At 63.2% G+C, this 26,944-nt stretch carries 21 protein-coding genes and 1 pseudogene; 10 read left to right on the top strand and 12 right to left on the bottom strand.

Going from position 1 to position 26,944, the window contains the following annotated elements:
• Nucleotides 1-422 precede the first annotated feature (422 nt).
• The 4 genes from ACUSIJ_RS06810 to ACUSIJ_RS06795 all read left to right on the top strand — a co-directional run bounded on the left by ACUSIJ_RS06810 (nt 423) and on the right by ACUSIJ_RS06795 (nt 4,463).
• Nucleotides 423-1,397 (top strand): Bug family tripartite tricarboxylate transporter substrate binding protein, encoded by a 975-nt coding sequence (locus ACUSIJ_RS06810; RefSeq protein WP_449307631.1) that lies wholly within the window; start codon nt 423-425, stop codon nt 1,395-1,397.
• A 138-nt stretch (nt 1,398-1,535) separates the two neighbouring features.
• The gene (locus ACUSIJ_RS06805; RefSeq protein WP_449307630.1) at nt 1,536-1,985 is read left to right on the top strand and encodes a tripartite tricarboxylate transporter TctB family protein; all 450 of its coding nucleotides are present in this window, start codon (nt 1,536-1,538) and stop codon (nt 1,983-1,985) included.
• Between the two features lie 4 nt (nt 1,986-1,989).
• The gene (locus tag ACUSIJ_RS06800) at nt 1,990-3,498 is read left to right on the top strand and encodes a tripartite tricarboxylate transporter permease (RefSeq protein WP_449307629.1); all 1,509 of its coding nucleotides are present in this window, start codon (nt 1,990-1,992) and stop codon (nt 3,496-3,498) included.
• A 104-nt stretch (nt 3,499-3,602) separates the two neighbouring features.
• Nucleotides 3,603-4,463 carry a p-hydroxycinnamoyl CoA hydratase/lyase gene (locus ACUSIJ_RS06795; RefSeq protein WP_449307628.1) on the top strand — a complete coding sequence of 287 codons (861 nt, stop codon included), beginning with the start codon at nt 3,603-3,605 and terminating at the stop codon, nt 4,461-4,463.
• A gap of 195 nt (nt 4,464-4,658) precedes the next feature.
• Here ACUSIJ_RS06795 and ACUSIJ_RS06790 read toward each other — a convergent pair.
• The 3 genes and pseudogenes from ACUSIJ_RS06790 to ACUSIJ_RS06780 form a co-directional block, all read right to left on the bottom strand.
• Nucleotides 4,659-4,784: pseudogene (locus ACUSIJ_RS06790) on the bottom strand (IS110 family transposase); the annotation flags it as partial.
• Between the two features lie 374 nt (nt 4,785-5,158).
• Nucleotides 5,159-6,148: an ABC transporter substrate-binding protein gene (locus ACUSIJ_RS06785; protein WP_449307627.1), complete on the bottom strand. Its 990-nt coding sequence runs from the start codon at nt 6,146-6,148 to the stop codon at nt 5,159-5,161.
• A 318-nt stretch (nt 6,149-6,466) separates the two neighbouring features.
• Complete coding sequence (locus ACUSIJ_RS06780) at nt 6,467-7,348, bottom strand: aldo/keto reductase family oxidoreductase (RefSeq protein WP_449307626.1); 882 nt, start codon at nt 7,346-7,348, stop codon at nt 6,467-6,469.
• Nucleotides 7,349-7,442: 94 nt separating this feature from the next.
• Between ACUSIJ_RS06780 and ACUSIJ_RS06775 the strand changes: the two genes are divergently transcribed.
• Entirely contained in the window at nt 7,443-8,348 is a 906-nt protein-coding gene (locus ACUSIJ_RS06775; protein WP_449307625.1) for a LysR family transcriptional regulator, read from the top strand.
• A gap of 94 nt (nt 8,349-8,442) precedes the next feature.
• Here ACUSIJ_RS06775 and ACUSIJ_RS06770 read toward each other — a convergent pair whose 3' ends face one another.
• Nucleotides 8,443-9,741, bottom strand: coding sequence for an HdeD family acid-resistance protein (locus ACUSIJ_RS06770; protein ID WP_449307624.1), 1,299 nt, complete (start codon nt 9,739-9,741; stop codon nt 8,443-8,445).
• Nucleotides 9,738-10,928 carry an MFS transporter gene (locus ACUSIJ_RS06765; RefSeq protein WP_449307623.1) on the bottom strand — a complete coding sequence of 397 codons (1,191 nt, stop codon included), beginning with the start codon at nt 10,926-10,928 and terminating at the stop codon, nt 9,738-9,740. The genes ACUSIJ_RS06770 and ACUSIJ_RS06765 overlap by 4 nt, the downstream gene beginning before the upstream one ends.
• Nucleotides 10,929-11,874: 946 nt before the next feature.
• On the opposite strand from ACUSIJ_RS06765, the gene ACUSIJ_RS06760 reads away from it, so the two are divergent.
• Nucleotides 11,875-13,509 carry a family 16 glycosylhydrolase gene (locus ACUSIJ_RS06760; protein WP_449307622.1) on the top strand — a complete coding sequence of 545 codons (1,635 nt, stop codon included), beginning with the start codon at nt 11,875-11,877 and terminating at the stop codon, nt 13,507-13,509.
• A gap of 434 nt (nt 13,510-13,943) precedes the next feature.
• Nucleotides 13,944-14,843, top strand: a complete 900-nt coding sequence (locus tag ACUSIJ_RS06755; protein WP_449307621.1) for an HD domain-containing protein — start codon at nt 13,944-13,946, stop codon at nt 14,841-14,843.
• A gap of 425 nt (nt 14,844-15,268) precedes the next feature.
• On the opposite strand, the gene ACUSIJ_RS06750 is transcribed toward ACUSIJ_RS06755, so the two are convergent.
• The 3 genes from ACUSIJ_RS06750 to ACUSIJ_RS06740 form a co-directional block, all read right to left on the bottom strand.
• Nucleotides 15,269-16,093 (bottom strand): class I SAM-dependent methyltransferase, encoded by an 825-nt coding sequence (locus ACUSIJ_RS06750; protein WP_449307620.1) that lies wholly within the window; start codon nt 16,091-16,093, stop codon nt 15,269-15,271.
• 82 nt (nt 16,094-16,175) lie between these two features.
• Nucleotides 16,176-17,891, bottom strand: coding sequence for a uracil-xanthine permease family protein (locus tag ACUSIJ_RS06745; protein WP_449307619.1), 1,716 nt, complete (start codon nt 17,889-17,891; stop codon nt 16,176-16,178).
• Nucleotides 17,892-17,917: 26 nt separating this feature from the next.
• Nucleotides 17,918-18,613 carry a carbonic anhydrase gene (locus tag ACUSIJ_RS06740; protein ID WP_449307618.1) on the bottom strand — a complete coding sequence of 232 codons (696 nt, stop codon included), beginning with the start codon at nt 18,611-18,613 and terminating at the stop codon, nt 17,918-17,920.
• 408 nt (nt 18,614-19,021) lie between these two features.
• Between ACUSIJ_RS06740 and ACUSIJ_RS06735 the strand changes: the two genes are divergently transcribed.
• Nucleotides 19,022-19,354, top strand: a complete 333-nt coding sequence (locus ACUSIJ_RS06735) for an STAS domain-containing protein (RefSeq protein ID WP_449307617.1) — start codon at nt 19,022-19,024, stop codon at nt 19,352-19,354.
• On the opposite strand, the gene ACUSIJ_RS06730 is transcribed toward ACUSIJ_RS06735, so the two are convergent.
• Genes ACUSIJ_RS06730 through ACUSIJ_RS06715 form a run of 4 tightly spaced genes read right to left on the bottom strand, consistent with a single transcriptional unit; the run spans nt 19,355 to nt 23,982 of the window.
• Nucleotides 19,355-21,280: a PP2C family protein-serine/threonine phosphatase gene (locus ACUSIJ_RS06730; protein ID WP_449307616.1), complete on the bottom strand. Its 1,926-nt coding sequence runs from the start codon at nt 21,278-21,280 to the stop codon at nt 19,355-19,357.
• The gene (locus ACUSIJ_RS06725) at nt 21,277-21,726 is read right to left on the bottom strand and encodes an ATP-binding protein (RefSeq protein ID WP_449307615.1); all 450 of its coding nucleotides are present in this window, start codon (nt 21,724-21,726) and stop codon (nt 21,277-21,279) included. The genes ACUSIJ_RS06730 and ACUSIJ_RS06725 overlap by 4 nt, the downstream gene beginning before the upstream one ends.
• Nucleotides 21,704-22,399: a hypothetical protein gene (locus ACUSIJ_RS06720; protein ID WP_449307614.1), complete on the bottom strand. Its 696-nt coding sequence runs from the start codon at nt 22,397-22,399 to the stop codon at nt 21,704-21,706. The genes ACUSIJ_RS06725 and ACUSIJ_RS06720 overlap by 23 nt, the downstream gene beginning before the upstream one ends.
• Nucleotides 22,396-23,982, bottom strand: a complete 1,587-nt coding sequence (locus ACUSIJ_RS06715; RefSeq protein ID WP_449307613.1) for a transporter substrate-binding domain-containing protein — start codon at nt 23,980-23,982, stop codon at nt 22,396-22,398. The genes ACUSIJ_RS06720 and ACUSIJ_RS06715 overlap by 4 nt, the downstream gene beginning before the upstream one ends.
• Nucleotides 23,983-24,109: 127 nt before the next feature.
• On the opposite strand from ACUSIJ_RS06715, the gene ACUSIJ_RS06710 reads away from it, so the two are divergent.
• Nucleotides 24,110-24,988, top strand: coding sequence for an amino acid ABC transporter substrate-binding protein (locus ACUSIJ_RS06710; RefSeq protein ID WP_449307612.1), 879 nt, complete (start codon nt 24,110-24,112; stop codon nt 24,986-24,988).
• Between the two features lie 258 nt (nt 24,989-25,246).
• Nucleotides 25,247-26,695 carry a tyrosine-type recombinase/integrase gene (locus ACUSIJ_RS06705; RefSeq protein WP_449307611.1) on the top strand — a complete coding sequence of 483 codons (1,449 nt, stop codon included), beginning with the start codon at nt 25,247-25,249 and terminating at the stop codon, nt 26,693-26,695.
• Nucleotides 26,696-26,944: the final 249 nt, after the last annotated feature.

The raw sequence follows: 26,944 nt of genomic DNA, 5'->3' as shown, positions 1-26,944 counted from the left end.
TTAATTAATTTCTTGTCATCGGCGCAGAACGGAGCGCTTCCTGAACGCTTGGACGTACCGCCCGGACGCCAGGAGATTGGACTCCTCAAAACTTATTACCCGCCTGGAGGGCGGACAAGAACAATTTTTCATTAACTGGTGTTAGGAAACGACCTGACTCATCTCTCAGAGGCCGGAAGGCCGCCGATCCGTCTGACACGGCGCGGGTCGGTTTAGCCCAGACAGCAGTTGTATTTCTTCCATAGTTGGATTGCATTGGACAGGCATTGGATCGCCGCCTAACCTCCTGTTATATCGAGATGCAAATCTGAATCATGATGCACGTCCCGCTTGTCTGAAGGCCGGACGTATTTTCAGAGATGCAGCCAGAAAATCAAGAATGGCATAAATAAAAGAAGTAAGTGGGAGGAGAAGAAACAATCATGCTGAGAAAAACATATATTGCAGGCTTTGTGATCCTTCTTGCTCTTGCGGGAGCCGCGGGCGCGAACGCCCAGACTTTCCCGCAAAAGACCATCAATGTCATCGTGCCGACAGGTCCCGGAGGCAATGGGGAGGTTGCAAGCCGTCCGACCTCCATGAAGGCGGAGCAGGTGTTGGGGCAGTCAATCGTGGTTGATTTTCGAGCCGGTGGTGCGGGAGTCCCGGCCGCGATGGCGGTGCTGCAAACGCCTGCCGACGGCTACAACCTGTTCGTCGGCTCGTTTGGCACTCATTTGACCAATCCCTATATGATCAAGGACCTGACCTACGATCCGCTCAAGGATTTTCGGCCGATCGTGAAGCTGGGGGTCAGCACTTCGGTGCTTGTCGTGCCAAAGGACAGTCCCGCGCATTCGGTGGAAGAGCTTCTGGAGCTGGCACGGACCAAGCCGGGAGGGCTGACATTCGGATCGAGCGGGGTCGGCGTGCCGTCCCACTTGACGGGTGAGCTGATCGCCCGCGCGGCGGGAGCGGATATGGTCCATGTGCCGTATCCGGGGGCCGCGCCCGTGGTGCTCGATCTCGTTGCGGGACGCCTGGATTTCGCGGCTTTGGGGCTGCCGGTGGTGCTGAGCCAGATCGAGAGCGGCGCGCTTCGCGCGCTTTCCCTGACGACTTCCACACGTCTCGAGAACTTCAGCCATATTCCGCTGGCCTCTGAAGTCGGCTTCCCCGAAATCGTCGTGGACGGCTGGTGGGGCCTGTTTGCACCTGCGGGGACCCCCGACGAGGTGATCGAAACGCTTAACGCCGCATACAACGAAGCTTTGAACGATCCGGCCACGCGCGAGCTGATGCTGGCGCAAAGCCTGGCTCCGGCCGGCGGTTCTGCTGCGGAGTTCGAGGCCGAGCTCGTCGAAAGCGCCGCCGTGATCGGAAAGCTGCTGGAACAGCTGGGCATAGAAGCCGAGTGACGCCCCGGCGAGCCGGCTGCGGAACGATGGCGTCGGCTGTATTCCGCAGCCATTCGAACCCTATTTGCTGCGCTGAGGCCTCCTCCTGATCTCGGGGTCGCGGGCAGGTCTGGTGAGTTGAGCGAGGGCGGATCGGTTATGTACAGACGGGACTATCGCGACATTGTAGGCGGTGCGGCGCTCGTCATCATCGGCGGGTTCACGGTTTTTCATGCATTCACCTCCCTTCGACTTGGCTCGATGGTGAACATGGGGCCCGGGATGTTTCCTGCCGTACTCGGCGTCGTACTTGTCATTTTCGGATTTATCCTCATGATTCCAGCTTGGTTTCGAGCGGGCACGGGGAGGGAAGTCGACTTTCGCTCGCTTGCCTCAGTCGTCGCCTCCATCCTCGCTTTTGGCCTCCTCATGCGGCCGCTTGGCATGATTCCCGCAATTACGGCGCTCACGCTGATAGCCAGCCGTGCGGACAGCAAGCTGTCTCTCGGCGGGGTCCTAATTCTAGCGGCGACCCTTTCCGTGGGCGCATACCTGATTTTCAGTGTCGGCCTCCGCATGCCGATCGTCATCTTCGCATGGCCGTGGTGACGGCATGCCACACGATCTTTCCACCAGCATCATGATCGGCGTATCTACCGCCTTTTCATTCGATAACCTGCTTTTCTGCGCCATTGGCGTCATTCTGGGCATGTTGGTCGGCGTCATGCCGGGCATCGGCGCGCTTGCGACGATCTCGATCCTGATTCCCATCACCTACCAGCTCGACCCTATTCCCGCCCTGGTCATGCTGGGCGGCATCTACTACGGCGGCTCTTATGGAGGCTCCACGGCCTCGATCCTGCTCAATCTGCCGGGAACACCCTCCAGCGCAGTCACCTGTCTGGACGGCTATCCGATGGCCAAACAGGGCCGCGCAGGCGTTGCGTTGCTGATGACTACCGTAGCCTCCTTCGTCGGAGCCAGTATTGGCATCATCATCATGATGCTGTTTTCACCGCTCATCGTCGGCGTGGCGCTGGCCTTCGGCCCTCCTGAATATTTCTCGCTGATGATCCTTGGCCTCGTCGCGGCCTCGGTCGTTTCAGACGGGTCAGCCGTCAAGGGCCTCTCCATGGTCGTGCTTGGCATCCTGGTCGGTGTGGCGGGGATGGATATATACACCGGCTCACAACGCTTCACCTTCGGCATGATCGAACTGGCGGAAGGGGTCAGCCTCGTGGCTTTCGCCATGGGTCTGTTCGGAGTGGCGGAAGTGATTGCCAGCATCAAGTCCACCAAGACTGGAGCCGCCAAGAAACTTAGCCTGAGATCCATGATGCCGACACGGGACGACGTGCGGCGATCATGGGTTCCAATCTTGCGCGGCACGGGCATCGGCTCCTTCTTCGGCGCGCTTCCCGGGACCGGCGCCACCGTCGCCTCTTTCATGTCCTATGCGGTCGAAAAGAGGGCCGCGAAAGACCCTTCCCGTTTCGGCAAAGGGGCCGTCGAAGGCGTCGTGGCGCCTGAGGCCGCCAACAACGCTGCCGATCAGACTGCGTTCATTCCGACCTTGGCGCTCGGAATTCCGGGCACTGCCACCATGGCGCTGATGATCGGGGTGCTGATGATCCACGGCATCACGCCGGGACCGAGGATGGTCATCGAAAGGCCGGACCTGTTCTGGGGACTGGTCATGAGCTTCTGGATCGGCAATTTCCTGCTCCTGATACTGAATATCCCCTTGATCGGTATTTGGGTGCGCGTCCTCATGATTCCGTATCAAATCCTCTATCCGGCCGTCCTGGTGCTTATCTGTATCGGCGTGTTCGCCATCCAGAACAGCACGTTCGATGTCATGGTCGTGCTGGTTTTCGGCGTACTGGGTTATTGCATGAGGCTGCTCGATTTTCCGGTTGCGCCTCTCCTGCTCGGCTACGTGTTGGGGCCGTTGATGGAGGAGCATTTCCGCCGCTCGATGCTGCTTTCGCGCGGCAGCTTCAAAATATTCGTCGCAGGACCGATCAGCACCTCGATCTTCGCATTCACCTTCGCCCTGTTAGCGTGGGCCTTGTGGGACGGCTACCGGCGTGCCCGGCAGCAGGACGGTGGTGCGGAATGAACAAATTCATCGTTATGGCGAATTCTGGCCCGAGAGAGCGTGCCCATAGTTCGCCTTCCCCATACGCGCAGCATGCGCACAGGAACAACCCGAGGAGATAAGGAATGAGCGAGAATTCGACAGCAGAACGCAGGGAGACTTCGAACGACGTCATATCGTTGGAGACCGTGAAGATCGAGCGTGACGGCAACGCCACGTTCATCATCCTCAACCGCCCCGAGAAGCGCAACGCAATGAGCCCGCAACTGCATCTCGACATGTGCGAGGCGCTCGACTGGGCCGAGACGGATAAGCAGACCAAGGTCGTGATCATAACGGGCGCCGGGGGCAACTTCTGCGCTGGTCAGGATCTGAAGCTCTATTTCCGGGCGACGGACAGCGATCCGAATGCCAAGGCGCGCGCGCGGCGCGCCTCGCAGGCTTGGCGGTGGGACCGCCTGTCGAAATTCCCGAAGCCGACGATCGCAATGATCCACGGCTACTGCTTCGGCGGCGGTTTCACGCCGGTGGTCGCGTGCGACTTCGCTTTTGCGGCGGAAGACGCCGTCTTTGGTCTGTCGGAAGTGAACTGGGGCATCATCCCGGGCGGACTGGTGGCCTGGGCGATCATGCAGGCCATGCATTATCGCGATGCGATGTACTATTCGGTCACGGGCGACCAGTTCAACGGCAAGGAAGCGGCTGAGATGAAATTCGTCAATCGCGCCTTTCCGCTGGCCGATCTGCGCGAGGAGACGATCAAGCTCGCCAGGAAGCTGGAGGCGAAAAGCCCGTTGGCCGTCCGCTACACCAAGGAAGCCATACGCTCCGTTCGCAACATGTCACGCGAACAGGCCTTCGACTACTTGGCGGCCAAGGAAGAGGCCCTTCGGTTCGCTGATCCGGAGAAAGGTCGCGAAAAGGCGATGACGCAATTCCTGGACGAAAAGGTATTCAAACCCGGCCTTGGAGAATTCGAGCGTTAGAGAGAGATGTTTGACCACCTTTTGGCGTGATGGAAGGGAGGGTTGTCCTCATCTTGCTGGTTTATGTTGAGCGGTGAGCTCGCGACGCAGCAAGCGCGTTGGCGGATGGTTTCGGTAGTAGAGCCGGTGGAGCGCTCGCCGGATGTCCTTCGCCCCCGCCTTGGCAGGGGCCTTGGCGGTGTTTTTGACTTCGAGGAGAACCTCCACGAGGTCGTCAGGATGGCTGACACCCTTCATCCCGCGGCAAATCTTACCCGTTTTGTCCACAATGCATATGGAGGTCGCTTTCACAGAAACGTCCGATCCGGCAAAATACTTCATGCTGCGCTTCCTTTCTGATGCTTGTGGCTGATTCACACAGACCACGTTTATCATCAGCTTGAAGCGCAGCACCTGAATACCCTACCACCAAAGCGGGCCCAGCCGAATATCCCATCCAGACAGATAGAGGGAGGTGGGTCGAGGCTTGCTCCAAAGCATTAGGGACTGGTTCGGGTGCGGATGGGATCGTCCCTCATCCCCCTCCTGCCGGGATCCTCTCCCGGCATGGGGGATTGTCCGCAGCGCTGGCGGCTCCTTCTCCCCGCCGGCAGGGAGAGTGACTATCTTGAAAGTTCAGCACGCAATTGCTTCCGGCAGCACCTTCTGGTTCCGTCCGGCAAGGCGGCTTCCGGCCGCCTTGCCGGACGGTCGATTTAGATCACGTAGGACTCGAGAGTTTCCTTCGCGAAGATTTCCTCGGGCTCCAGCCGCCTCGGCGACAGGCCCTGCTCATACGAATACCGGAGAAAGGTTGCGATGGTTTCGCGATTCTTGTCCAGGCCGTAAGGCCAAAAATCCGTTCCCAGCACCGTCTGCGCTTCCTCGAAATGCGCCGGGGTCCAAGGCAGCATCGTCTTCAACGCGGCGGTTTCGGACAGGCGCTGCATGGCGATGTTCTTGGCCTCGCAAAATGCCTTCAACAAGGACTGGCAAATCCATGGAGTCGCTTTGTAGACCGATCGCTTGACGGCGACAGTGTGCATGATCGGAAAGATTCCGGTCTTCCGGAAATAGAGCTTTTCGACGCTTGGAAAGTCTTCGAACAACCTGCGCACTTTACCGTTGGGCCCGGAATAGGTGCTTGGCTTCCTGGCGGTGAAGAGCGCGTCGATCTCGCCATCCTCAAGCATGCGCGAAAGCGTCTTGCCGGGGCCGATCGGCGTCACCTTGATGTTGTCCGGCAAGTTCAGCTTCACCTTCTCGACGCGGTTGGGCTCTTCTTCGCCACCGGTGAAATACGTCATGGAATCCACCGGCACGCCGTAGTGGTCGCTCAAGATTCCCCGTATCCAGACCGGGGCGGTCATCTGGTATTCCGGGCAGCCGACACGCTTCCCGACCAGGTCTTCGGGCTTCTCAATGCGGCTTTCCGCGTTCACATAGATCGAGTTGTGGCGAAAGAAACGCGAAGGGAATGCCGGGATCGCGACAAAGGGCGGCTCGGAATTGTGGAGCGTCATGACATAGGACGAGAGCGACATTTCGGCCGCCTCGAATTCGTGATGCCGCAGCATCCGGAAGAAAGTCTCTTCCACCGGCATGTTGAGGAAGTTCAGCTCGAGACCCTGCGGCGTAACGCTTCCGTCGATAATCGGAAACATCCGATCATAGTCCCAGCATGCGAAGTTGATGACCGTGCGCAAAACAGCTCCTCTCAGTTTCCAGCATCCTCTGCGCAGATACGACCGCGCTGCTATCCATGACAGGATTCCTTGATGTGGCTGATCCGTCCAATATAAAACTTGTACCGAAGGGGTAACAAAAAATGCTGCGTCGGAGGGGACTGCGGCGCTCGAGAGTGGCCGACGCGCTGCGGATCAGGCGGCTCGGCACTCGGTTCAGAGAGGATTGCGTTTCAGGGGCGGAGCGCTGTTGGCGTCCTCAGGATTGACGATCCCCTTGGAGAGCATCTTGCGCAATGCCGCCTGCTGATCGCGGGAACGGGGCCCGCTACAACCCGTTCATGCGGAATCGGCACTTGCTCCGATGGTCTCCAGCTCCCGGATGGCATCATCCGGCAGATCGAGCGCGGCCGTGGCGAGATTCTCCCGCAGATGCGCGACGGACGACGTGCCGGGGATCAGCAGGATGTTGGGTGCGCGGCGGTGTAACCAGGCGAGCGCGACCTGCATCGGTGTCGCCCCGAGGCGCAGGGCGACATCAGACAGGGTCGAGGATTGCAGCGGGCTGAACCCGCCGAGAGGGAAATACGGCACGTAGGCTATGCCCTCGCCGGCCAGCGCGTCGATGAGCGCGTCGTCGGCCCGGTGCGCCAGGTTGTAGTGGTTCTGCACGCAGACGATCGCGCAGATGCGGCGCGCTTCCGCGATCTGCGCCGGCGTCACGTTGCTGAGGCCGATATGGCGGACGAGGCCCTGCCGCTGAAGGTCCGCCAGCACGGTGAGCGGCGCCTCGATGGAGCCTTCCGCGGGCCCGTGAACATCGAACATGATGCGAAGATTGACTACGTCGAGGACATCGAGCCCCAGATTGCGCAGATTATCGTGGACCGCCTGCGTGAGTTCCTCACGCGAGAAGGCAGGATTCCACGATGCGTCCGCGCCGCGCCGGGCCCCGATCTTGGTGACGATGACGAGATCGTCGGGATAGGGAGCGAGCGCCTCGCGGATCAGCTGGTTGGTGATGTGCGGGCCGTAGAAGTCGCTGGTGTCGATATGGTTCACGCCGGCTGCGACGGCCTCGCGCAGCACGGCCAAAGCCGCATCACGATCCCGGGGAGGACCGAATACACCGGGCCCCGCGAGCTGCATGGCGCCGTAGCCGAGCCGCTTCACGCTGCGGTCGCCGAGGGTGAACGTGCCGGACTGGTCGATACTGGACATGAGCAATCTCCTCTCAAGACGACGCAGAGGTAGCCATTGTCCGCCCGCACGATAATGAGGCACAATCCGAACAGGCTGTTCGGGAGAGCGAACAATGAAAGTCGATCTGGGTGATCTGAACGCCTTCGTGGCAGTAGCGCGCGCCAGGGGGTTTCGCGACGGTGCCCGGGTGAGTGGCGCCAGTGCGTCTGGCCTGAGCGAGGCGGTGAGCCGGCTGGAGGCGCAACTGGGCGTCCGGCTGCTGAACCGCACGACGCGCAGCGTCGTCCCCACGGAAGCCGGCGCGCGTCTGCTCGATCGGCTCGGCCCGGCGTTGGGCGAGGTAGAGGCTGCGCTCGACGTGGTCAACGGCTTCCGCGACAGGCCGGTGGGCACGCTCAGGCTGAATGTCCCGGTCAGCGCGGCCCGGCTGGTGCTGCCGTCGGTCGTGCCCGGCTTCCTCGCCGCCTATCCCGATATCCGTCTGGACGTGATCGCCGAGGACAGCTTCGTCGACGTGCTGGCGTCCGGCTGCGATGCGGGCATCCGCTATGAAGAGCGGCTGGAACAGGACATGATCGCGGTGCCGATCGGCCCGCGTGTCCAGCGCTTCGCCACTGCCGCGGCGCCTGCCTATCTTGACCACCACGGCCGCCCCGAACATCCGCGCGACCTGCTCCACCACGCCTGCCTGTGCGGGCGATTCTCATCGGGCGCGATGATCGTGTGGGAATTCGAGCGCGACGGCGAGATCGTGCGTGTCGATCCAACCGGGCCCCTGCTCGTGAGCGTCGGCGCGGCAACGGACCTCGCGGTCGAGGCAGCGATCGCCGGCACCGGCATCATCTACCTGTTCGAGGACTGGCTGCGGCCGCATCTCGACAGCGGTGCGCTGGAACCCGTCCTGAAGCCCTGGTGGCTGCCCTTTTCGGGGCCGTTCCTTTATTACCCCGGACGACGCTTCGTGCCTGCGCCGCTGCGGGCGTTCATCGACTTCATCAAGGCTTCTGCTGTGCGATAGGGTCCGGACGTATGGAATCGGGCGGGGCGCAATGGCCGACGAGGGGATCGCTTCGCCCTCCATACCCTCGGCGCACTATCGCGCCAACGGCTGCTTACGATGCAACGCCCTTTCCCCACAAGCCCCGGTACCATGTTGTGTCGGGGGGGTGTACGACGGCACTCATCGCGCGGGCGTAATCCAGGACCAGGCCGGGCGTCCACGCCATGCTCTCGGCCCGTTCACGGATCAGGCCCGCCGCCCATAGCTCCGGATTGGTGATCGCGCCCAGGATGGACATCACGGGCCAGCGCCGCTTGACGAAGACCCCTTCCAGCGCCGCGTCCAAAGCGAGGGCCACGGCGCTGGAGCAATTCCGGCTGGTGAGGTTGTAGGTCGGGTTCTTTCTGTAATTGTCCCAGAATGCGTGCAGCCGCGCGGCATTGAATTCCCGAAAGACGACTTGTGCCGTGGACGGGCACCACTCTGCGGATTCCTCGGCGTAACTGGGAAGGAAACGACCGGCTACGTCATTCTCGGCCGTCGCGCGCAGGACGCGCGCGAAATCCGCGCTCGATCGGTCGATCTCCACCGCCGGATAGTGGCTGATGTACAGATCGGGGGCCAGTTCGAGCGCCGCATGCCCGGTGGAGATGACTCCCTGGGCATCGACGGCGGCGATGTAGCGGTCGATCGCCCGCCGGTGCAGCGGCGTGGTGAGGGTGCCGGTCGGCGTCCAGACATGAACGACCAGGCAGCCGGGCGAGGATATCCGGTGCCCGTCGTCCTGATCAGGAGAAGGATACAGCAGCGCCTGTGCCAACGGGCTGCGCTGCAGCAGCATGGTAATCGAGGCGCCGGGCGGCAGCTGCCGCAATCGCAGCGCGAGGTGAACGATGCCAATGCCCGCCACTGCCATGATCAGCCCGACATTGCAGCCGACGGTGCCCTCGTACCATGTCGGCCAGGGCTGCAGGGTGCCGATGGCGAATATGATCTCCAGAATTCCCCCCGCAGTCGCCCACCGCCAGCCCGCGAAGCGCACCACATAGGCGCTGGCAATCCGCAGGACGCCGTCAACGAGAAATCCAATGCCGAGGATGAGGGCAAGGATGAAATTGGCCCTTGGATATCCGCTGAGCAGCAGGATGGCGATGAACAATAGTGCCAGTCCCTTCATCAGGCGAAGCCGGCGCGCCTCGCCGGCAGTTCCGAGCGCGGCGAGCAGACTCAGGGCTGCCTCGGGCAACAGGAAGTACCCGAAGAAGCGGGGTGCGATCAGCGTCTTGCCGTCGAGCGCATCGATGCCCAGAAAGATGCCCACACCAGCCCACACCAGTCCGATCGTCATCAATATGCGCCAGCGGCGCCGTATCACTTCCTGGCCGAGAAGCAGCAGCATGATCCGGATCATGGCACAGGTGTCCTGGTGGCTGTCCGGCTGCGGAAAAGCAGCAGAAACAACGTGAACGCTCCACACGCCATCGCGACGAACAGCGACAGGCCATGCTGCGTAATGTCAAGCGCTACTCCGGCAAGACTCGGCCCCAGCAGTGCGCCGCCACCCCAGAACAGGCCCATTGCCGCGTAGACGCCGACAAGGTCGGTGCCTCGGAAGCGCGATCCGATCTCGGCCAGCATCGTGGTATAGATGCCCACGAATATGCCGCCCCACACGAATAGTGCCGGGTAAGCGATCCACTCCGTTCGCAGCATCAGTGGCCATGCCATTGCTCCAACGGTCGAGAGCGCGGCGAGGCCGATCATGAGACGGCGCCGATCCATTTTGTCGCACAACCAGCCGATGGGCAATTGCAGCACGATGGCTCCGAGCATGAGCGTCGTGATGAAGTGCGTGCCCGACTGCTCGTCCCAGCCCAGACGCATCGCATAGATCGGAAGGAACGACAGGCCGGCCGTCTCCACGGCGGCATTCAGTGTCGTGGTGGACATCGCTATCGGCGCGAGGCCCATGCTGAGCCAGATGTTTCGAGCCCCATGCTTCTGCATTGCGGGGCGGATCAGGTCGGGGATCAGCATCAGCCCCAGCGCGCATAGCACGACTGCGGCGCCTGCGGCAAACGGCAGTATTCCGTTCACGCCCGTGACGGCCAGAATCATGGGCCCCCCTGCGAAACCCAGCGAGAGAAGGGCGGTGTAGGTGGCCATAATTCGCCCGCGGTTGCCGTCGTCGCTCAGTTCGCTCGCCCAGCTCTCGGTCAGCACGAACAGAAGCTCCGCGCCGATGCCGAGGCCGACGCGCAGCAGAAACCAGACGGCCACGACGGGCACCGCAGGGAACAGCAGCAACAACGCCATCGTCAGCAACAGCGCGAAGACAATCAGCGGCCTTGCGCCGAAACGGCCTGCGAGACGCGGCAGCAAGGGGGCCACCAGCAGCACGCCGACCGCGTGCATCGCGGCGTTGATGCCGATCATCGTCTCGCTCATCCCCTTCGCGGCAAGATTGAGCGCGACAAGCGGAGCCGTGAGGCTATAGGTCAGTCCGAAGATCGTGGCTGCGCCGATGACCGCCACAAGGGATATCAGCCGGGATCGGGCGAGGGAGCGTTCTGTCGCCAATGGCGTATCGGTGTTCATTCGGAAACTTCAGTCGTCATTGCCGAATGGACCGTGGCAACCTGCTGCGGCACAGCGGAGCGTCTCGCTTCCATCTCACCGCAAACCGCCGGCATGCGACAGCGCTCGGCGCAGTCGTGCTTCATCTCCGCTCCCCTTGAAGTTTGAACCCCGGACGTGAACGTTATGAAAGGATTAAGCGCCAAGTCAAGCATTTCAGGAACTGTGCCCTGTATCGAACGATAGTGGGAGGCTAATGTTGTATATCCGGGGAATTGCTCTGGCGGGTGTTTGACTCGCTTTGCCGCGTTATCTCTTTGCTTATGCGTCAAACGGGAAAGTGCGCACACTTCCAGGTTTGATGCTTGTCTTATGACTTTTGCCGCAGCGCGGGCGATAAAGAACCGCTGCATGGCGGTGCAGACCGGACAGACGCGGGAGTGGCGCCCCTATATCGTCGCTCCTCGCATTCGGACAGTTTGACCTCATCAAAGTCCTGCCCATGGTCATTGACAGCTTCCAGGCCGATGAGTGGTGTATGGATCAGCGATATCAATATTCTGATCTGAATATCAAATACTATCAAATATGAATTCAAGTTGATGATACCGTTCTCCCGAATCGTCGCGCTGCGTCGATCAGTGCATGAATGACAACGAAAAATTGATTCATATCAATGGCACGTTCATGCGATGGCATCGTCAGGGATAGCGCGGCGCTTTCAACGGGCTCATCTCTTGCCGCCTGCTCCGATCCAAATATCAAAAACGATCAAAATCCATCCTTGTGTCCGATATAGTGTGCGAGCCTGATGATCGGATACGGGTTGTCACTTTCAATCTGGAGCGGGCTGCATAATTGTTGAGTCAGGGGCCGTTACGCAACCCGTTCTCATTTCTTTCATTTTCCGCAACTTGCGTTTAATTTGATGCTCAAATTAAACGCAAACTGCTTTAGGGAGTGTGCAATGGCGGGGGAACTTTCAGGTAGCGGCATCATATTCAGCGATGAATTCAATGGAAGCGGCCCTATCGACAGCGCCGTATGGCATTATCCGGTGTGGAGCGAACATAATAATCCGTCGTTTCTGGGCAGGACGCAGCAAAGGCAATTCTTGCCGGAACAGCAGGATGGATCCCTGCGGCTGCGGCTTGACACGTATAATCCTTCGGACCCAAATCAGATCAAAACTTCATTGTTCGGATCGGAAGCAATAACGAACAGAACTTTTGATATCGCGAACGGACCTGTCGCCATTGAAGCCAGGATCCGGATTGACCAGCATCAGCCGGGAATAATCGGCGGCTTTTTCACCTATAACGCCCCGAATCCGAATCATGACGAGATCGATTTCGAGGCGATCACCAAAACTCCCGCTTCTATCCAGACGAACATCTACGCCAGCGAGCCCCTCGGCCAGGGAAGCCCGATATCGTATCCGCTGCCGGGCGGACTTCAGGACTTCCATACTTATCGGATCGAATGGTTGCCCGGTGCCGTGCGCTGGCTTGTCGACGGGCAGGAAGTACGTATCGAAACGAGAAAGGTGCCGCAGAATCCCCAGGAACTGCATTTCAACATCTGGGCGCCACCGCCGGAATGGCAGGACACTGGGGATGCAAGCCTGAGGGTCGCGCAGAATCCGGGGGAAAATCAAACCTTCCATATGGATGTCGACTACGTGAGGGTGGAGAACATCGCCCAGAGCCTCGGTAGTAATGCCGATGACGTCCTGGTTGGCACCGCAGCCAGCGAGTACATCCAGGCCGGCGCCGGAAATGACAGGATAGTCGGACTTGGCGGCGACGATTTCATCGACGGCGGCGAGGGGATCGATACGGTTGCTTACGCCGCCGCTGCCCGCAATTTTGCAGTCCTTCTGACGCCGGACAATGACACTGTCGAGGTGAGGGACAGGACAGGCGGCGAGGGGACGGACAGGCTCCTGAACGTGGAGCTTCTCGAATTCGGGGATCGTACCGTCGACCTGACGTGGTTGCTGAAGGCAATCAGCCTAGCACCGGAGGATTTCGTGCCGCTGGTGGATTTGTACGTCGCCTATCTGGGCCGGGCCCCGGACAGCATCGGCCTGTCGTACTGGGCGTCGGAACTGGCTGATTCAGCATCGGTCGCGGAAATTGCCCGCCAATTCTACCATTCTGCGGAAGCGGTGCAGGTGCGCGGAGATGACTGGTCGGCAGCGCGCCAGGTCGACGAAGCTTACGCAAAGATACTCAACCGGGAGGCGGATGCCGAAGGCCGGGAGTTCTGGGTGAACGAGATCGAGAGCGGCCGCTTGTCGCCCGAACTGTTCGCGCTTGCCTTCACGCTCGCCGCGCGCTCGCACGTCGACGGCAGTGACGCGCAGGCCGTTGCCGACAAGGCGCAGATCGCGGCGTATTATGCGATCGAGCACGGGCTGAACGACGCCGACGCGCATGCAGTGCTCCGCGCACCTGACGTGCACGACGGCAAGGCGCTGATCGATGCTTATGCTGACAGCGCGGCATCGGAGGACGGAGCATTGGTGACACGGTTGGCCGGCATCGATTTCGAGGCTCACGCGAACGCCGCAGCCTACGGCGTCACGGTGTGGGCGTAGACGGGTTCGATTCATGTGGACGGTTTCGGTGTTCCTTTGGAGCGGGCTTCACCGGGCATCGGGACCGTACACTAGCGCGATGAAGTCGCCAGCGGCTTCAGGAAACGGGATGAGTGGGGGGGACCCTTCTATTTAAATGTGTTTTGCCGATTTCAATTTCTTTGCTTCGACGCGCGCGGCATCTTCCATCGTCGCACAAAATTCACATGTATAAAGCCGCAGTACAACATATACTCCGCGGCGCATGGGCGGAGGTTCGGCATGGGCTTGGTGAATAGGCGGAAGGCGCTCGTCGCCGGGGGAGTGGCCGATCCGTGGGGCCAGGCGGCGCGCCGGGCGAGGCTGGTGCCTTCTTCCAGATCAGGAGCCAACAGATCAGGAGCCAAGAGATCAGGGGCCAAGAGGCGCAAGAGCCAGGGGGCGGAGGTGCCGGCATGAGCACGAACGTTCTCGGGCTGACCCGCGCCCTCGTCTACGCCGCCGAGGCGCACGCCAACCAGCGGCGCAAGGGCGCGGCGCAGGAGCCCTACATCAATCACCTGATCGAGGTGCTCGACCTCGTCGCCCGCGCCACCGGCGGCGAGGACGCGGAGCTCCTGACCGCCGCGCTGCTGCATGATGTCGTCGAGGACACGCCGATCTCGGCCGAGGATCTCGCCGCCGCCTTCGGGGCGCGGGTGGCCCGGATCGTCACCGAGAATTCCGACGACATGACCCTGCCCAAGGATGAGCGCCGCCGGCAGCGCATCGCCGCCATGGCGCACAAGTCGCCGGAAGCCCGCATCGTCAAGACCGCCGACGTGATCTCGAACCTGCGCGCGATCGCCGTCTCGCCGCCGGCCGGCTGGGCGATGGACCGCCGTCTCGGCTATCTCGAGGGGTGCCGGCAGCTCATTGCCGCCGGCCGCGGCGCCAACGCCGTGATCGAGAGGCTCTTCGACGAGACCGCCGCCGACGCCGAGCGGGCGATCCGCGCCGACGCGGGCCTAGAGGTCGACGGCGCCGAGGTCATCGCCCGGCATCTCGACAGCGTCATCGGCCAGGCGGTGCATCTCGTCTATCTGCCCAACACCGGAGGGCGGGCGATCACCGACGCGGACATGGACCTGCTCTGCGAGACCATCTCCCGCAGCTTTCCCTCCGCCACCGTGCAGCACGCCGACTCGATCTTCGACGGGCGCCGGCGGCAGATCCTGCTCGCGCGCATCCGCAGCGACAGCACCGACGCGGTGGTGGCGCTGGCGCAAAGGCTCTGCATCGTCTTCGACCAGCGCTTCGTCGGCATCGAGGTGAGCGGGCGCTACATCCGCGTCTACGCCGACGACACCGGCTGACCGCACGCGGTCTCCGCGCCGGGCCGCACGCCGCTTCACCTTTCCGCTACACGTCCTTGTTGTGGGCGATCGTGCCCAGCTTCCTGTTGTCCGGGAGATACCTCACGCTTCCATGGTTGTCGGCTCCATCGTCATCGTCGGATCGGGGCTCTGTCTCCTATGGCAGGGGGTTCGATCCCGTCGCCATGCCATCTCAACCTCGCTGCCATCGCCGCTGACGACAGGTGGGTGTCCACCGGTGAGGGCCTCTTCCAATTTCCGCTCGGTTGGCGACCTGCTCCACCAGGAGGGGGAACCGCGGGGCGTGCTGGACGAACTGCGCGCCACCATGGGATCCGCCGCCTTCTCGGAACGCGGCGCAAGGCGCTCCCGGCGATATCGAGGTCAGGGAGTTGCGCGCGCAACCGTGCCGTCCGGCCCGCTTCTCAGGGAATGGCGCGGGCGACGGCCAGATAGCCGTAACTCCAGTCGACCGGCAGGAGACTGGATGCCAGATCGTCGAGCACCCCCAACGCCGGGGAATGGGTAATCGCGCTCTCGGGCAGCATGCTCTCGCTCGTCAGGCGCTCGATCACGTAGCCGGCCTCGGCGAGATCACGGCGGATCTCGGGTTGCCGGAACAGGTGATAGAACAGCGGTATGATCCCCTCGCTGGACGGGCGCTCGTAGTAGATGTCGCCGGGTTCAAGCTCGCCGCTTGCCACACGCGAGGCGCTTTCCGCCTGCGCGGCCCGCAGACGCCGCAAGGCGTTCGGCAGGCCGAGCACCAGACGCCCCTGCGGGGCGAGCGCCTTGCGCAGTTCCGTCAGCAGCGCGAGGCGCTGCTCGTGGCCGGGGACATGGCCGAGCACGCCGAAGCCGAGCAGCGCCACGTCGAAGTCGCCCCGCCGGCTCACCTCGGCGTGATAGGTATCGTCGCCCGTATCGCAGACCTGCACCCGCTCCGCGAGGCCGAGTTCACGAACACGGGCCGACAGATGGTCGCGGGCGACCGCGCTGATGTCGACGGCCACCGCCTCGGCCGCATGCGATTGCGCGAGGCTCAGGCAATAGCGGCCTTCGCCCGCGCCGTAATCCAGCAGACGCCCGCCTCGCGGCAGAAGCCCGGAAAGCAGACGCAAGGTACGCCGGTTCGGCCGCGGATAGCGCGAGAGATAGAGGCCGGAAGCGAAATAGGTATCGTAGCTTCGGCCCATGTCCGGCAATTGCGCGTCATGGTCCAGGGTGGAGGGGTCGGATGCGGCGGTCAAGGTACTGTGCTTTCAATGGAAGGAACGGGATGAACGGGTGCGGGCATGGATGATGGATCGGTACGCCATTGTTGCGGGTCGCTCAATCCTTGAAGGTCAGGCGCAGTTCCGCCTGCTGCCCGACCTTCCGGGTGCGGGCGTTGTCGGCGAGGCGGTTGATGAGGTAGCCGGCAAGACGCTGGGGCGCCTCGTCGTCCTCCACCATTTCCTCATGGCTCGGCGGATGGATCGCCAGTACGGGCAGCGTTCCCCGGTAGCGGATGAAAATGGTGAGGTTATACTCGTCGAGCCTGGTTTCGAGTTCGATGGCGTCGCAGTCCTGCGCCAGCAGATCGTTGTCGCGCAGCAGTTCAAAGGCCTGCCAGCAGGCGAGTTCGGCCTTCTTCACCGCCGCGTGGCGGGCGCCCCAGATCCGGCCCTGGTCCTCGATGAAGGCGAGCATTTCCTCGAAATGCGTCTGGGCCACGGCGAAGACCTTGCGCGTCTTGCGGCCGATGCCGATGCGGAACAGGGCCTGCAGCAGGACGGCCACGGTCAGCGCGAGGGCGAATTGCGAGAAGGCGAAGTAGTGGGCGCTCGGCAGCAGGTGGTTGAGCTGGTCGTGGATATCGCCATAGGTGAGCCCGATCAGCATGGCGATGCCGATCGCCAGCGTCCGGCGATTGTCCAGCATGCGCGAGCCGATCATCTGGATGCCGCCGACCGTGGCGGAAGAGGAGAGAAACAGGAACAGCGCGCCAAGTACCTCGGGCGGCAGGATCATCCAGGTGACGATGACCTTGGGACACAGGGCGAAGAAGATCAGCAGCCCCGCCGTCCACGCCGCGAGATGGCGGCTGGTGCATCCCGAGGCGAGTGCAAGGCTCGCTCCGCCGCCGCTGGCGGACATCGGCATGGCGTTGATCAGCGAGGCGAAGATCTGGGCGAGGCCCTCCGCGCGCACGCCCTTGCCGATGGAATCGAGGTCCGGCCGGTTGAAATCCGCATCGTTGAAGCGCTGGACCACGGTCTGCACGCCCATGGAGCTCAGCGACAGGGAAAAGCCGGTGATGATGGCGGGCACCAGCGCCTCCCGCTCGAAATGCCAGCCGAACTGCTGCAGGGTTGGCAGGTGCAGCAGCGCGGCACTGTCGAAGGCGGCGATGTCGGCCGGGGTCAGCAGGCCGGCGGCGACGCTGATCGCAAGGCCGAAGCCGAGCCCCGTGATGGTGGCGAACAGGCGCAGCGTCCCCTTCACCCAGACGTTGCAGATGATCATCACGGCAAGCGTGGCCGCGGCGAGGCCGACGCGCTCCGGCAGGGGGCCTCCGGTGCCGGCCTGCGAGGAAAAGATCATCCGCAGGCCGAGCACGCCGATGCCGGAGCCGATCAGCAGCATGGCGAGGCCCGCGACCTCAACCGTGAAGATCGCCTTCAGGCGCTTGATGATGAAGCTGAAGAGGATCATCGACAGGCCGCTGACCGCGAACATGCCGAAGCCCCCGCCGAGCCCCGAGCTGGCGAGGCTGACGCCGAGCACGGGCAGCACCGACGTGGTGCCCTGCACCGGCAGGAAGATGCCGGCGCCGATGCCGAAACGCCCCCACGCCTGCAGCAGCAGCGCCACCGCCGAATAGATCAGGCCGCAGGCAGCGAGGTTGAGGAAGGTGCCAAGGTCCATGCCGACATCGCGGGCGAACAGTGCCGGCACCGCCAGCAACGCCCCGAGAAACGCCACCTGCTGCAGCGCGAGGCCGAAGGCGAAACGGGCCGGCGGTACGTCATCGATCCAGTAAAGCAGCGAGTCGGGGCGGCGCATCAAGGAACTCGGATTGGAGAAAACGCTCAGACTATGGGGAAGAGAGTGGTTTCGCCCGGCCGTGTCTGCCACAGGTCACCCGTCTCCAGATCGAACCACCAGCCATGGAGTTGCAGCGTGCCGGCATCGACCCGCTCCTTCAGCCACGGATAAGTGAGCAGATTGGCGAGCGAGCCGGCGATGGCCGCGCGCTCGACCAGGAACGGATTCTCCTTGAGCAGTTTCAGGGAAACCTCGCGCCGGCCCTCGGCATTGCCGGCATCGCCCACCTGGATCCTGCAGGCGTCGAGCGCGATCTCCACCCAGTCGTTGATGAAGTCGCGCTGCATGCGCTGGCCGCCGGCGCTGCTGATCAGCGCCTTGATGCCGCCGCAATGAGCATGACCCATGATCACGATGTGATCGACCAGGAGGTCGCGGACGGCGTATTCGATGGCTGCGCCGGTGCCGTGCAGCGAGGCGCCAGGCTGATAGGGCGGCACCAGATTGGCGACGTTGCGCACCGCAAACAGCTCACCGGGCTCCGCCCCCGTCAGGATGGCGGGATCGACCCGGCTGTCGGAGCAGGAAATCATCAGGGTCGCGGGCGCCTGGCCGTCCTCGACCAGCGTGTGCATCAGGCTGTGATCCGCGCCGTAGTGGCGGGCCTTGAAGGCACGGATCCCCTCGGTGAGATGGCCGATGTCGCGGCAGGCGCAGCCCGCGGGGCGGTTCGTGCTCAATTGTTCCCCCTGTCGTTCGATGGTTGCTCTGTGAGTGAGAATGGCAGTTGCAGAAGAGCCTTGCGCACGGGTCGGGGCATCGGCGTCCGTCCGGACCCGTCAGCGTTGCGGCGGGGGCTGCTTGTCGGCTGCCGGGGACAGCTCTCGCGACCGGGATGAAGACAGGCGTAAGCGGAGCATCGGTGTTCCCGGACCAGGCGCTGTTTCATGACACAGGGAGACGGACCGATATGCGCTGACCGAGCGGACGGTGAAAATTTGCCCGCAGGTGGCGCATATCAATCGCTCAATATGCTGCATATAACGGTATTAAGCTTTAATGTCGCAGCGATGATACGCACTATGATATTAAGGTTTTTGTATAGAGCTTTCCGCATTGGAACAACGTTTTTTTGAGGATCGACCAGCATGACCATTACCTTCGAGGCGAACGAAGCCCCGGTTGTCGCCAGTCTTCAGGGACGCCTGGACAGCACCAATTCCGCCGTGGTGGAGGCGCAGTTGCTGGAGCGTGCCGACAGCGGCACGGGCGGGCTGGTGCTCGATTTTTCGCGCCTCGACTACATTTCGAGTGCGGGCTTGCGCGTCGTGCTGGTGGTGGCGAAGCGGTTGAAGGCGACCGGTGGCGACTTCATCCTCGCCGGCCTGCAGCCCCACATCCGGGATGTGTTCGAGATCTCCGGCTTCCTCGGCATCCTCGATGTCGTCGCCAGCAGGGAGGAGGCGCTCGCGCGCTTCTGATCAGGAGGCGACGGCGAACTCGGGACGGGGGCCGATGTAGCGGAGTACGAGGCAGGTGATGTCGTCCGACTGCTCGGCCGCGCCGACGAAACGGCCGACCGCCCGGGTCACGTTCTCGATGACGATCTCGACCGCCTCGTTGTGGGCGGAGCCCAGCGCCTCGCGCAGGCGGGCCTCGCTGAACTCGCGCCCGTCGGGATCCATCGCCTCCGAGATGCCGTCGGTGTAGAGGAACAGCGTGTCGCCGGGCTCGAACCGCGCCGTCCGCTCGGCATAGGCGACGTCGGGGATGACGCCGAGCGCCATGCCGCCGGTGCGCGGCAGATCGACCACGTCGCCGTTGGCGCGCCGGATCATCAGCGGCGGGTTGTGGCCGCCGTTGGCATAGACGAACTCGCCGGTCTCGGTGTCGAGAATGCCGTAGAAGGTGGTGACGAACAGGTCCATGGGGTTCTGGTCGCACAGCAGCGCGTTGGCCCGTGCGAGGCAGGCCCCGGCCGAGCGGCTTTCCCGGGCGCTCGATTGCAGCACGGTGCGCGAGATCGCCATGAAGAAGGCGGCCGGCACGCCCTTGCCCGAGACGTCGGCGATGACGATGCCGAGATAGCGCTGATCAATGGCGAAGAAATCGTAGAAGTCGCCGCCCAGTTCGCGCGCGGGCACCATGGTGGCCTTGCCGGCATAGGAGGGATGGCGCGGCAGCGCCTGGGGCAGGATCGCGGCCTGGAGGGACCGGGCGGCATCGAGCTCCGCCTCGACCCGGCGCTTCGATTCCTCGAGCAGGGCATTCTTCTGTTCGAGCTCGACGGTGCGGGCGCGGACCTGGGCCTCCAGATTCTCCTCGCGCGTCTGCACCTCGATCGCCATGTGCTGGAAAACGCGGGCGAGCGTGCCGAGCTCCCCCGGACTTGCGGCGAGCGCATCGATGCTGTCGGGGCGGAAGACACGCCGGTCGATCTCGTCGGCGGCACGTGTCATGGCGGAGACGGGGCGGACGATGCGGCCGGCGTAAAGCGCCGCGCTCGCCGCGCCGACGGCGAAGACGAGGCCGGCGGACAGCGCCCCGTAAAGCAGATAGTCGTCCAGCATGGAGTCGAGCCGGCTGGTCGACATGGTGATCACGGTCGCGCCGATGGGGATGCCGGCCGTATCCTGAATGGGGGCGGCGACCAACAGCCGCCCGTCCGTCAGGGTGGAGTCGGCGGCGCTGCTGGCGATGGCACGCTCGGCGAGCGCTGCGGCGGTATCGGTCGAGAGCATCTCTCCGACCGCCGCCAGCTGGCGCTTCGCATCGTCGATGACCTCGATCGCCAGGATGTTGTCGCGGTTGAGCAGGGCTTCGAGCAGCACGGGCAGGCTGTTCGCATCGCGGACGGCATCGAGAACGTGGGCCGGCTGGCTCGCGATCAGGGCGTGGTTGCCCGGCACGCGGATGCCGACGTAGCGCGCGCCGTCCGTCAGGGTGCCGAAGTCGACAGTGAACTTCCGGCCCGATGTCAGTGCTTCCAGCGCATCGCGCGACAGCTCCGGCGGCAGCGTCTCGCCCTCGATGATGGCGCCATAGTTGCCGCGCGAATTGGCGACGACGGCGAAATCGCGGTCGATCAGCCAGATTGCGCTGAGGTTGCTGCGGGCGACGATTTCCGCCAATCGGTCGCCGATGTCGCCCGCAGCGCTCTCGCTCAGGTGCGCTGCGGCAAAGGCGATGGTGCCGAGATCGTTGGCAAGGACGCTCTGTGTTTCCTCCAGCGAGACCTCGGTCAACCGGGCGCTCTGGGCGACGATGCGGGCGACCGTGCGGGCCTCGTTTTCCGCCTGGATGATCATGGCATCGCGGCCAAGCCGGCCGAACACGAGGCTGACCGTCAGGATCGCCAGGGCGATGCAGCCCGTTACCATCAGGACGAGGTGACGTGTCAGGGTCATGTCGAGGAGCCGTCGAAAGGCGCGCCGGGGCGCAGCATGACGAGCCGGATATGGTTGCGGCCGCCGATGCGGTGATAGGAGACGCCATCGACCATCTTGCCGACGAGATGGACGCCGAGACCACCCACGGCCCGTGTTTCCACCGGCTCGTCGAGCCGCGGCGCCGGCGTCTCGCTGAAGGGATCGAAGGCCATGCCGGCATCGCTCAGTTCGATCTGCAGGCTGCCGGGATCGGTCACGATGGTCACGCCGATGGCGGTGCCGCCGGCCCCGCCGTGCGTGACGACATTGGTGACGAGTTCCTCGACCGACATCGCCAGCCTGAAGATCTTGCCCGCATCGAGGACACCTTCGGCCGCGCGCTCGATCTCGGTCTGGATCAAGGCGATCGACTCAAGGCGCGCCGGCACGTCGAACCGGCGCTCAAGTCTCGTGTCGTCGGTCATCGGCAACTCCTTGCAGAGCAGTCAGCTTCGGCAGGGCGGTCAGATCCGCCTTGGCTCCCGCCCGCCGCGCGAGCCGTACCCTGGCGAGGCCCATCAGCCCCGCCAGCGGCCAGCAGAAGGCCAGGAACCACAGCATGGTGTAGAGATAGACCCAGATGATCGCGCCGGAATCGCCGGTGGCGGCGATCACCGTGTTGGCGCGCTGGACGATCTCCGGCACGCCGATCACCGAGGCGGTGGACGAGGCCATGACGACGATCAGGAAATAGGTCGTCCAGGCGGGGATGAAGTACAGCGCCTCGGTCACTTCGCCCCGGCGGAGATGGCGCAAGGCGGACAGCGCGTTGTCCGACACGAAGCCGGCCACCGCCACCGAGAGCGCGAGCGATGCCTTGAGCCAGCCGGGAAGGGACACGGACAATTCGCCGATCGCGATTTCGGGCGGCAGCACGTAGGCCAGGTAGTAGATCAGCACGAAGGTGGGCGGCACGCGTGCGGCCGCCGTGAGGGCGGCGCCTGCACGCGAATCCGAAAGACGCATGCGCGCGAGCACCAGCCCCAGCGCAGTGCCGATCGCCATGGTCACGGCGGAAATCAGGATGTTCCACAGGAAGCCCCCGCCGAGGAAGGGCGTCCAGGTCCACAGCATGTCGAGCGTGTCACGCGCCGTCATCGCCGCAGCACCCGGCGCTCGAAGACGGTGAAGCCATGGACGACCAGAAGCACGATGCCGATGTAGCACGCGAGCAGGAGATTCATCATCTCCGCGCCGTTGCCGTAGTCGGCGATGATCGCGGTGCTGACATGGACGAGTTCGGGCACGGCGATGGCGCTCGCCATGGCCGTCGCCTTGACGATGTTGATGCAATTGCCCATCACGGCGGGGAAGGCCAGGCGGGCGATACGGTGCAGGCGTTGCGCCGCCGTCACCGGGATCGTGCTCGCGGCGTCCGCCATGGCGACCGCGTTGGCTGCCCCGGCGTAGAGGGAGAGCACGGCGACGGCGACGGTGAAGGCGCCGAGGCTGAAGCCTCTGGCGGCGAGCAGGCTGCCGATGCCGAAAAAGACCAGATAGAGTTGCAGCAGCGGCGGCGTCATGCGCAACACGGCAAGCACCAGCCGGATCGCGGGGGCGAGCAGCGGCAGGCGCGAGCGGATCATTGCGGCCCCGCCGATTCCGGTCAGCAGGCTGCCCACGACGGCAAGGAGGGCAAGGCCCACGCTGATCAGCAAGCCGCGCAGGAACTGCCCGCGGTTGTAGGGATCGTAGAAGGCAACGAGGTCGATGCCGAATTCATCGCGCAGCGTCACCGCAAGGCCGGCGAGGCCGGTGAGCTCGTGGGCCTCGATCAGGTTGAGGTCGCGGCAGTCGGCCGGCCAGCGTCCGTCCTCCTGCCGGCGACAATGCCATTGTCCGTCCCTGTCCTTGACCGTCCAGCGGGCGCCGGTCTCGCGCAGATAGGCGGAGGGCGGCAGGCCCCATTTCGCTTCGAGCGCCGTCAGGTAGCCGTCGCGTAGCCAGCCGGCCACGGCCTCGTCGAACAGCCGGGCCAGCCGGTCGTCATTCGCCACGGCGATCGCCCAAGGCGCGACGAAGTCGGTCGGCAGCAGCCGGTAGCCGTGCCATGCGCCGCCGGCGATCAGGTGCTGCAGCGCCGCTTCGTCATAGAGCCAGCCGGCGCAGGCCCGGTCGCGCAGGGCGAGTTCCGCGTCCCGCGTGTTGCCGAAGGAACGGATGTCGACCAGCAGGCGGGTGGCCACGACGCGGTTCCACAGCGCGCCCTGGACGGCGCAGAGCGTCGCGCCCCTGACGTCGGCCCAGTCGCGGATGGGACCGTTGTCCGGCACCATCACGGTGGCGCCGCCGCCGTAGTAGCCCGGCTCGATCATGCGGACCAGCCGGCGGCGGTCGACGGTGTCGCCGAGCGTGGCGACGACGACGTCGATCTCGCCGGCGGCGAGCTTCTGCAGGCGGTTGGAACTGGTGATGGGCACCAGCCGCAGCTCGACCCCCAGCATACCGGCGAGGCCGGCGGCGACATCGGCGTCGAACCCGATGATGTTTCCTGCCGCGTCGCGATAGCCGAAGGGCTCGTAGTCGACCTTCACACCCGCAATCAGTTCCCCGCGCTGGCGGATGTCGTCCAGCCGGTCGGCCCGCGCCTGCGCCGGAACGAGGAGGCCCAGCAGCACCGCCATCCAGCGGATCAGCAGGAAGGCCGTCTCGGGACAAGACAGGAAGCGGAATTTTGACACGGGGAGGGCGCGCGGATCATCGGTTCAGGCGCCGGGCGGAATTACCCGGTACGATAACTCTCTATAAACAATTTGGCCCGGAGGTGATAGTAGTTTGCCTGTGCGGGCGACGATGGGTGGAATTGCCGTGATCGGAAACAGATGGTGGACGAATTTGCTGGCCGGGCTCGCTCTGGCGCTTGCCGGCACGGCCGCTCAGGCGGGCACGCTGGAGCGGATCGCCGAAACCGGAGTGTTGCGCGCCGGCACGAGAACCGATGCCGTGCCGTTCGCCTTCGTCGACGAGAAGGGGCAGTTCGTCGGCTTCTCCGTCGACCTCATCCAGGAAATTCACCGCACGGTCGAGACCCGGCTGGGCCGCCCGGTCAGGCTGGAGCTTTCCGCGGTCACTCCCGCCAACCGGCTGCCCAAGGTGGCTGACGGCGAGCTCGATATCGTATGCGAGATCACCACGCCCACCTGGTCGCGGGAAGAGACCATCGACTTCTCCGTGCCCTTCTTCCGTGACGGCACGCGCATCCTCGCCTTCCGCGACACGCTGGGCACCACGTCAAACCTCAAGGATCTGGTGGTAGGCGTCGCGGAGGGGACGACGACGGCGACCATCCTCAACGACGCCGTTCCCGGCATCGCGACGCGCTCCTATCCGACCATGGACGATGCTTTCCACGCCCTGAAGCGGGGGGAGGTGCAGGGCATCGCCAATGTCGGCGTCATCCTGCTCGGCCTGTCGCGCAAGCTGGAACCGAACCGCTCCGTCGTCCTGCTGCCGCGCGCGGCCCCTCTGGGCAACGAGGCCATGGCCTGCGTCCTGCCCCAGAACGACAGTCCGTGGCGCGATCTCGTCAATCACGCGATCATCGAGCTGACCCGCGGCCTTGCCGATTACCGCGGCCGCTATATGGAAATCCATCACAAGTGGTTCGGCCGTGATGGTATGATGGTCTATCCGCTCGATCGCTCGACCCGGGATTACCTGCTCTGGACCGACATCTGGGCGCAATAGGGCATTGATCCGCCAGCGGACCCCCATGGCCCTTATGCCGTCATGATCCGCAAAAAGTGTTACGGAGGGCTCCTTGGCCTATCGTAATAACTATCTGATTTTTCTTGATTAAATTGGAATGGCTGGGGCGGGAGGAGACTCATGCTGACCTCTCCTAAGCCAATGAAATGCTTGAATATCAAAGGAATCGTGGGTTGACGTGGGCTACCTGATTGGGCTACCTCTGGGATACCATCTTCCATAGAAGGCAAATCAGCGATGGCCCCTCGCGATACTAAATACCTCAAGAAACACGGCAATCAATGGCTTGTCGTCATCAAAGTCCCTGCCCGTCTCCGTGAGGTTGTCGGCAAGGCGCACCTGAAGCGTCCGCTGCACACCGACAGCCTCGCCATAGCGAACCGGCAGAAACACCGGATCGTTGCGGACATGAAGGACGAGCTTGCCAAGGCGGAGAAGGTGCGGCAGGCGAAGGCTCGCACGCTGGACCCGCTCATTGAAGAAGCCTTGGACTGGCGGGAAGGCATTACCGCAGAGGAAGAGAACCCCACGCTTATTGTGACGGAGTGGGATGAACACGGGCGGGAGATCGAAATAGGCATCAACGTCGCTCGTGATCTTCTTTCCGACAGGGCGGAGGAGATAGAGCGGCGGGAGGGTCTCGATAAGGCCGAGGCTTTCGTGGACATCGCCACCGGCAGGGCGACACCCATCATGGCTGTTGTCGATAAGTGGCTTGCCGAGAAGGTCATGAAGCCCCGGCAGCAAATCGACTACAGGCGGGCCATCTCCAAATTCGACGCATGGTTGTCGAAATCTAGGCTCCCCGTGGCGGTCGAACGGATCACCCGCAGGATGGCGGGGCGGTACGTTACGGAGGCTTTCGTCGGGACAGGGGCAAATCCCCGAACCGCGAACAAGGATATTTCTTGCCTGTCGTCGTTCTGGCGATGGCTGGAAATCAAGGAATATGTCTCCACCAACATATGGGCCAGACAATCCCTTGAAGAACCCGAACCGGCCAAGAAGGACGCTAAGCGGCCCTATACCGACGACGAGATGAAAGCCCTGTTTGCCGGGGAACCCGCCCCGTTCCTGCGGGACTTCATGACCATTGCGGCCCTGTCTGGTATGCGGATTGAGGAGATCGCCCGGCTGACGGTGGCGGACGTGGAGACCGGCTGGTTCGACATCACCGCTGCCAAGACCCCCGCAGGCATCCGCATGGTGCCCATTCATTCGGCCCTGACGGAAGTCATCGAGCGGCGATGTGGCGGAGCCACGGGGACGAAGGGCAAAGACCCCCAAGCTTCCCTGTTCCCTGAATTGCCAGTCCCGAAGGAGGGCAGCGCGATTGAGCGTTCGCAGAAGGTCGTGAAAGCCTTCACCAACTACCGGCGCAAGGTTGGGGTCGACGACGTGCCCGAAGGTGCCCGACAGAGCCGCGTTGACTTCCATAGCTTCCGGCGCTGGTTCATCACGAAGGCGGAGCAGGCGGGACAGCCTCCGCATTTCATAGAGGCGCTTGTCGGGCATAAGCGCCTTGGCATGTCCCTTGGGAAGTATTCGGCGGGGCCACTAAGGGAGCAGTTAAGGGCGGTTGTGGAGGCGGTGAAGCTGCCGACGCTGGCGGCGCCGCAGGAACACCCGGAAACGGTAGCGACCCTGGACATTTTGCCAGAAAAATCCGGATATATATTCTCGTAAGCGCGAAAGCTGTTTTAGGCTGGAGAGCTAAACTGTCTGGACCGTCACTATGCGTTCCTCAAGTGGTCAAGCTGGAGAGGGTGGTACTTTGCGGCTTCCTAAGTTGGTTATATGGTATCTCAGATGCAGCAATAGAAGTGGGCCACATTTTGAGTGATACAGATAGGGACTACGAATATGCCAAAGCGAGACATCCCGGACGCCTCTACATATCAGCACGCTTCACGCACCCCCCGAAGGATTCTAGTT

Source organism: Pseudochelatococcus sp. B33, assembly GCF_053570585.1.
This window is presented reverse-complemented; position numbering and strand designations above follow the sequence as displayed.